The organism is Pseudomonas sp. SDO5532_S415 (genome assembly GCF_054071155.1).
Genome location: NZ_JBSVWS010000223.1, coordinates 1 through 7,542, shown reverse-complemented (window position 1 = coordinate 7,542; position 7,542 = coordinate 1). Strand labels below are relative to the sequence as shown.

7 protein-coding genes are annotated in these 7,542 nt (G+C 60.2%); 5 read left to right on the top strand and 2 right to left on the bottom strand.

Translation table 11 applies throughout. The features are described from left to right. Nucleotides 1-155 precede the first annotated feature (155 nt). The 3 genes from dnaQ (at nucleotide 156) to ACW9HW_RS27525 (ending at nucleotide 4,096) form a co-directional block, all read left to right on the top strand. On the top strand, nucleotides 156-914 hold the full coding sequence (dnaQ, locus tag ACW9HW_RS27535) for a DNA polymerase III subunit epsilon (protein ID WP_457402454.1): 759 nt from the start codon (nucleotides 156-158) through the stop codon (nucleotides 912-914). Nucleotides 915-1,211: 297 nt separating this feature from the next. Beyond that, nucleotides 1,212-3,467 carry an Orn/Lys/Arg family decarboxylase gene (locus ACW9HW_RS27530; RefSeq protein ID WP_457402452.1) on the top strand — a complete coding sequence of 752 codons (2,256 nt, stop codon included), beginning with the start codon at nucleotides 1,212-1,214 and terminating at the stop codon, nucleotides 3,465-3,467. A gap of 14 nt (nucleotides 3,468-3,481) precedes the next feature. Further along, a complete protein-coding gene (locus tag ACW9HW_RS27525; protein ID WP_137805573.1) occupies nucleotides 3,482-4,096 on the top strand; it encodes a GNAT family N-acetyltransferase in 615 nt (204 codons plus the stop codon). Here ACW9HW_RS27525 and ACW9HW_RS27520 read toward each other — a convergent pair. Continuing rightward, nucleotides 4,062-4,955 (bottom strand): LysR substrate-binding domain-containing protein, encoded by an 894-nt coding sequence (locus ACW9HW_RS27520; protein WP_095194940.1) that lies wholly within the window; start codon nucleotides 4,953-4,955, stop codon nucleotides 4,062-4,064. The genes ACW9HW_RS27525 and ACW9HW_RS27520 overlap by 35 nt on opposite strands. 88 nt (nucleotides 4,956-5,043) lie before the next feature. Then, nucleotides 5,044-5,268, bottom strand: coding sequence for a hypothetical protein (locus tag ACW9HW_RS27515; protein ID WP_095194939.1), 225 nt, complete (start codon nucleotides 5,266-5,268; stop codon nucleotides 5,044-5,046). 182 nt (nucleotides 5,269-5,450) lie between these two features. Between ACW9HW_RS27515 and ACW9HW_RS27510 the strand changes: the two genes are divergently transcribed. Continuing rightward, entirely contained in the window at nucleotides 5,451-6,005 is a 555-nt protein-coding gene (locus ACW9HW_RS27510; protein WP_457402449.1) for an NADPH-dependent FMN reductase, read from the top strand. A 173-nt stretch (nucleotides 6,006-6,178) separates the two neighbouring features. Further along, nucleotides 6,179-7,462 (top strand): arsenic transporter, encoded by a 1,284-nt coding sequence (locus ACW9HW_RS27505; protein WP_457402447.1) that lies wholly within the window; start codon nucleotides 6,179-6,181, stop codon nucleotides 7,460-7,462. Nucleotides 7,463-7,542: the final 80 nt, after the last annotated feature.

Here is a 7,542-nt window from a genome sequence, read left to right as displayed (position 1 = left end):
GGAATCTGGAGTGGACACAAAGTTGTGTTCACTGGAGATCAACTGTGGGAGCGAGCCTGCTCGCGAATGGGTGCACACGGTCTATCTGAAAGACCCCGGCGAGCGTGTTAACATCGCCGCTTTTGCAAGAATGACCCGTTGAGAGCTGAGCACTGATGGCCACCAGATCTGTTGTACTCGATACCGAAACCACCGGCATGCCGGTGACCGACGGCCACCGGATTATCGAAATCGGTTGTGTCGAGTTGATCGGTCGGCGCCTGACCGGCCGGCATTTTCACGTTTACCTGCAACCGGACCGCGAAAGTGACGAAGGCGCCATCGGCGTCCACGGCATCACCAACGAGTTCCTGGTGGGCAAACCGCGTTTTGCCGAGGTGGCTGAAGAATTCTTCGAGTTCATCAAAGGCGCGCAGCTGATCATCCACAACGCGGCGTTCGACGTTGGCTTCATCAACAACGAATTTGCCTTGATGGGTCAGCACGACCGTGCGGACATCACGCAACACTGCTCGATCCTCGACACCCTGATGATGGCCCGGGAGCGTCACCCGGGGCAGCGCAACAGCCTCGACGCCCTGTGCAAACGCTATGGCGTCGACAACTCCGGTCGTGAACTGCACGGCGCCTTGCTCGACTCCGAGATCCTTGCCGACGTTTACCTGACCATGACCGGCGGCCAGACCAGCCTGTCCCTGGCCGGTAATGCCTCCGATGGCAACGGTTCCGGTGAGGGCGCGGACAACTCGGCCACTGAAATTCGTCGCCTTCCGGCCGACCGCAAACGGACCCGTATCATTCACGCCAGTGAAGACGACCTGGCCCGGCACGCGGCGCGTCTGGAGATCATCAGCAAGTCGGCGGGTGGGCCGGCGTTGTGGTTGCAATTGGCCCAGGCTGAAGCGCAGGCGTAATTTGCAGATGTAAGGCAAAAGCGCTTTTGTGGCGAGGGAACTTGCTCCCGTTGGGGTGCGAAGCAGCCCCCAAGCGTTCCTTCAGCCAAACCGAGCTGGTCGGATTTACGACTGCTTCGCAGCCGAGCGGGAGCAAGCTTCCTCGCCACAAAGGTTCGTACCAAATTGCTTTTTTTTGCTCTGGCATGGTGCGGCGACTGACCCGCTTCAGTGCATCGCACTCGCCACATTCGCTTCAACCCTCTACCCTGAGGTGATTGGCAGGCTCTGGCCTGCCGCCTCAGGACACTGAGCCTCATGTATAAAGATCTGAAATTCCCGGTGCTGATCGTCCATCGCGACATCAAGGCCGATACCGTCGCAGGCGATCGTGTGCGGGGCATCGCCCGGGAGCTGGAGCAGGAAGGTTTCAGCATCGTCTCGGCGATGGATTACGCCGAAGGGCGCCTGGTTGCTTCGACGCATCACGGCCTCTCGTGCATGTTGATCGCGGCGGAAGACGCCAGCGCCCACTCGCATTTATTACAAAATATGGCTGAACTGATCGGACTGGCGCGGGTACGCGCGCCGGATTTGCCGATCTTCGCCCTGGGCGAGCAAGTGACCCTGGAAAACGCGCCCGCCGACGCCATGGCCGAGCTCAATCAACTGCGCGGGATTCTCTACCTGTTCGAAGATACCGTGCCATTTCTCGCGCGGCAGGTGGCACGGGCGGCGCGCAAGTACCTGGATGGACTGCTGCCGCCGTTCTTCAAGGCGCTGGTGCAGCACACCGCCGATTCCAATTATTCCTGGCACACCCCCGGTCACGGCGGGGGCGTGGCGTATCACAAGAGTCCGGTGGGGCAGGCGTTTCATCAGTTCTTCGGTGAAAACACCCTGCGTTCGGATTTGTCGGTCTCGGTGCCCGAGCTCGGTTCGCTGCTGGATCACACCGGGCCGCTGGCAGAAGCCGAGGCCCGGGCTGCGCGCAACTTCGGCGCCGATCACACCTTCTTCGTGATCAACGGCACCTCGACCGCCAACAAGATCGTCTGGCACTCCATGGTGGCCCGCGATGACCTGGTGTTGGTGGACCGCAACTGCCACAAATCAGTGCTGCACTCGATCATCATGACCGGCGCCATCCCTTTGTACCTGTGCCCGGAGCGCAATGAGCTGGGGATCATCGGCCCGATTCCGTTGAGCGAGTTCAGTCCGCAATCGATTCGGGCCAAGATCGACGCCAGCCCGCTGACCAAGGGCCGGGCGCCCAAGGTCAAACTGGCGGTGGTGACCAATTCGACCTACGACGGCCTCTGCTACAACGCTGAACTGATCAAGCAGCAATTGGGCAACAGTGTCGAGGTGCTGCACTTCGACGAGGCCTGGTACGCCTACGCGGCCTTCCACGAGTTTTTCGCCGGACGTTATGGCATGGGCACCTCGCGCAGCCATGACGGTCCGCTGGTGTTCACCACCCATTCCACTCACAAGCTGCTGGCGGCGTTCAGTCAGGCGTCGATGATTCACGTACAGGACGGCGGTGCCCGGCAGCTTGACCGTGATCGCTTCAACGAGGCGTTCATGATGCACATCTCCACCTCGCCGCAATACGGCATCATCGCTTCGCTGGATGTCGCTTCGGCGATGATGGAGGGTGGGGCCGGGCGTTCGCTGTTGCAGGAAATGTTCGACGAAGCCCTGAGCTTTCGCCGGGCGCTGGCCAATTTGCGACAGTACATCGCAGCGGACGACTGGTGGTTTTCCATCTGGCAGCCGCCTTCGGTAGAGGGCATCGACCAGATTGCGACCGAGGACTGGCTGCTGCAACCGACGGCTGACTGGCACGGCTTTGGCGACGTGACCGACGATTACGTATTGCTTGACCCGATCAAGGTCACGCTGGTGATGCCGGGCCTGACCGCGGGCGGCGCACTCAGCGAGCGCGGGATTCCGGCGGCGGTCGTCAGCAAGTTCCTCTGGGAGCGCGGGCTGGTGGTGGAAAAGACCGGGTTGTATTCGTTCCTGGTGCTGTTCTCCATGGGCATCACCAAGGGCAAATGGAGCACGCTGCTCACCGAGCTGCTGGAGTTCAAGCGCAGTTACGATGCCAACGTCAGTCTGGCGACCTGCCTGCCGTGCGTGGCGCAACAAAATGTCGCGCGCTATCAGGGCATGGGCCTTCGCGACCTGTGCGACCAGTTGCACAGCTGCTATCGCAGCAATGCCACGGCCAAACATCTCAAGCGCATGTACACGGTGCTGCCGGAAGTCGCGATGAAGCCGGCTGATGCCTATGATCAATTGGTGCGTGGCGAAGTCGAGGCGGTGTCGATCGATGCCCTGGATGGGCGCATCGCCGCCGTGATGCTGGTGCCGTACCCGCCGGGCATTCCGTTGATCATGCCCGGCGAACGCTTTACCGAGTCGACCCGTTCGATCATCGACTACCTGGCGTTTGCCCGCACGTTCGACAGCAGTTTTCCGGGGTTCGTCGCCGATGTGCACGGCTTGCAACACGAAGATGAGGGCAATGGACGGCATTACACCGTCGATTGCATCAAGGAATGAGGACCTTTGCGAGTATGCAACCTGTCATGAATCCAAATCACCCGGGGTTGTCGGTGCGCGTCGCCGACGACGGCTTTGCCGCCTACATCTGGGGCAGTGATTTCAGTTTTGAAGTGGCTGCCTACGGTGCGCCGGAAATAGGCCGATCGGTGGAAGAATGGTCGGTCACACCGATTACGCCTTATCGCAAATGTTATGGCATCGATCCTGAAGAGTTCAGCAGTTTTCGCGACGCCGCCGACAGTGCAATCTTCATGGCCTTCCTCGATGACGAGCCGGTGGGGCACCTGGTGATCAGTACCAACTGGAATGGTTTCGCCCATATCGACGAACTGGCGGTGCATGCCCCGGCGCGACGCCACGGCGTGGCCAAGGCGTTGCTGGATGTGGCGCAGTTCTGGAGTCGCAAGAAGAAACTGCCGGGCATCATGCTGGAAACCCAGAACAATAACCTCGGCGCGTGCCGCTTGTATGAACGTTGCGGCTATGTGATCGGCGGCATCGATCATTTGCGCTATCGGGGCATCGACCCCAATACTGCCGAGGTGGCGCTGTTCTGGTATCGAATGTTCGATAACCCGCTGGAAAACCCGATCAGCTCCCCAGCATCGCCGCGGCTTGTTCCGTGATGATGTCCAACAGGGCCTGAACGGCCGGCGAGGGTTCGCCGTTCTTCAGGGTCAGGGCGTAGACACTGACCGGCACCGCGGGTGCCAGTGGGCAGGCGTCGAGGCCGGCGGATTTGGCGCCGAGGGCCGTGAAGGGGTCGACGATGGCCAGGCCTTCTCCGGCCTCGACCATGCTGCGCATCATCTGATGCGTCTGGACCCGGGTCTGAATCACCGGCGCCGGGCGCAGGGCGTGCAGCTTGTGCTCCAGGGCCGGGCTGAGTGGATCATGGCCTTCGAGACCGACCATCGCTTGCCCGGCCAGATCCTGCAGCGAGATGTACTTCTGTTTCGGTTGCAACCAGCCGTGGGGGGCAAGCAGTTGCAGCTTGCCTTGGGCGATCACCTGGCAATGAATCTCGGCGCGATCGGGATCATGCAGGCTCAGGCCCAGATCGCTTTCACGCAGCAACAGGCTTCTGACGATGTCACGGGTGGGTTGGCTCAGGAGAGTGCAGGGCGCGTCGGGCAAGCGTCGACGCAGGGCCGCGATGCTCTGCGGCAACAATTGCTGGGCCAGGGGCGGGGTGCAGATGATGCGCAGCGGCGGGGCCAGGTATTGCCGCAGGCTGTTGGCCAAGCGCTGCACGGGTTCGAGCGCATCGTAGACGTGGGCGATTTCCACCTGCAACTCCCGCGCTTCACGGGTGGCCTGCAAACGCCCGCGTACGCTGGAGAACAGCATGAAACCCAACTGATCCTCGGCCTCGCGCAAAATGCGCTCGACCTCGGTCACCGGCAATTGCAGCCATTCGGCGGCGGTGCCCAGGTGACCGGTCTGCAGGAGTGCCTGGATCACTTCGATATGGCGTAAACGCATGCGTGAAGTCCATGTTCAGCAGGTGAAGGAGTCAGTGACTGAATCCTAACCCAAGTCCAAGCATATGACTTCTGCTCATAACGCCAAGTTATGAAGCGACAATCGATTCCGGTTCACGGGTCAGGGTTACGCCCGTTTGCACCAACTGAAACTCGTTGTCATCGAGTTTGTTGACGCGATCGCCAATTGCCAGTTTGTACGTGGTGACAGGCGCGCCGTCTGCCGACGGTGTGGAGTCCTGGAACTCATGCACGGAATAAATGCGGCCTTCCGCGTCTCTTGCATGGAACTGACCGACGAGTACTGCTGCCATCTGCTTAGAACCTCTGGAGATAAAACGCTTGATTTGCGGCTGTGTAGACCGCCACCGAGCACGGTAAGTTTTCCTGCGTAAAAAAAATAATCAGGACGCGGATATACCTGTGTTCACTGGGTGAACCGCCGCCTGATCATCTATAACTACTGGCTCCTCCCACGGACAATCGAGAGTCTTCCATGAGCAATGTCTATACCGTCGCCGTAGTGGTCGGCAGCCTGCGCAAAGCATCGATCAACCGCAAGGTTGCCCTCGCGCTGGCGGAACTGGCGCCGGCCAACCTGAAGCTGAATATTGTCGAGATCGGCGATCTGCCGCTCTACAACGAGGACATTGACGGCGATTCACCGCCGGCAGCCTACAGCACTTTCCGACAACAAGTGAGTTCATCCGACGCAGTGCTGTTCGTCACCCCGGAATACAACCGCTCGGTGCCAGCCCCGATGAAGAACGCTATTGACGTGGGTTCACGCCCTTATGGCAAGAGTGCCTGGAGCGGCAAGCCGGGTGCGGTATTCAGTGCTTCGCCGGGTGCGATTGGCGGATTTGGGGCGAACCATCACTTGCGCCAGTCCATGGTGTTTCTCAATGTACCGATGATGCAGCAACCTGAATCTTATCTGGGCGGCGCCGGCTCGGCGTTCGACGAGGCGGGCAATCCGTCCGAGTCGGTCCGGCCGTTTCTGCAAAAATTCATCGACGCTTACGCGAAATGGGTCGAACAGCACCTGTAGGAGCGAGCTTGCTCGCGATGGTCGTAAACGATTACGCGTGTTTTCTGGTTAAGCGAGTTGCTCTCGGGTTCATCGCGAGCAAGCTCGCTCCTACAGGGCTCTGTTTTCAGGAAGGTGACGTCGGTTGGGCGGCCTGTCATCCTGTTTGCTCATTTGTTCCAAGGCTGCCTTGAATGCTTGTCGCGTCACTGATTTTCCTGTTGACCATTACCCTGGTGATCTGGCAACCCAAAGGCCTCGGCGTTGGCTGGAGTGCGGTGTTCGGCGCGGTGCTGGCGCTGATTTTCGGCGTGGTGCACCTGGGTGACATCCCGGTGGTGTGGCAGATCATCTGGAATGCCACCGGCACCTTTATCGCGCTGATCATCATCAGCCTGTTGCTGGACGAGGCCGGGCTGTTTGCCTGGGCAGCGTTACATGTGGCTCGCTGGGGGCGAGGCAACGGGCGCAAGTTGTTCGCTTACATGGTGCTGCTCGGGGCGCTGGTCTCGGCGTTGTTCGCCAACGACGGTGCGGCGCTGATTCTCACGCCCATCGTGATCTCCATGCTCCTGGCGTTGCGTTTTTCCCCGACGGCGACCCTGGCGTTTGTCATGGGCGCCGGTTTCATCGCCGATACCGCGAGCCTGCCGCTGGTGGTGTCGAACCTGGTGAACATCGTTTCCGCGGACTTCTTCGACATCGGTTTCAATCGCTACGCGGCGGTGATGATCCCGGTCAACCTGGTGAGCGTTGCCGCGACGCTTGCCATGCTGATGTGGTTTTTCCGTCGTGACATTCCAAGGGATTATGACCCTGAGCAACTGGCGCATCCGGCGTCCGCCATCCACGACAAAGCGACGTTCTATGCTGGTTGGGCGGTGCTGGTCATCCTGTTGCTCGGTTGTTTTGCGCTGGAGCCGCTGGGCATTCCGATCAGCGCGATTTCGGCAGTGTGTGCCGCCCTGTTGCTGGCCATCGCTGCCCGCGGCCACAAGATCTCCACGCGCAAAGTGATGAAAGAAGCGCCGTGGCAGATCGTGATTTTCTCGTTGGGCATGTACCTGGTGGTCTACGGCCTGCGCAACGCCGGGCTCACCGGGTTCCTGGCGGGGTGGCTGAACGGTTTCGCCGAATACGGCGTGTGGGGCGCAGCCATGGGCGCCGGGGTGCTGACGGCGCTGTTGTCTTCGATCATGAACAATTTGCCGACGGTGCTGATCGGCCTGTTATCCATCGATGCCAGCCAGGCGACGGGGATGGTGAAGGAGGCAATGATCTACGCCAACGTCATCGGTAGCGACCTGGGGCCGAAAATCACCCCGATCGGCAGTCTGGCGACGCTGTTGTGGTTGCATGTGCTGGAGCGCAAGAGTATCCGGATCGGCTGGGGGTATTACTTCAAGGTCGGGATTGTGTTGACGGTGCCGGTGTTGTTGGCGACGTTGGCGGCGTTGGCTTTGCGGTTATCTCTTTAAACCGCGTTGGCTCATTCGCGAGCAGGCTCGCTCCCACAGGGAAATGCATTCCAATTGTGGGAGCGAGCCTGCTCGCGAAG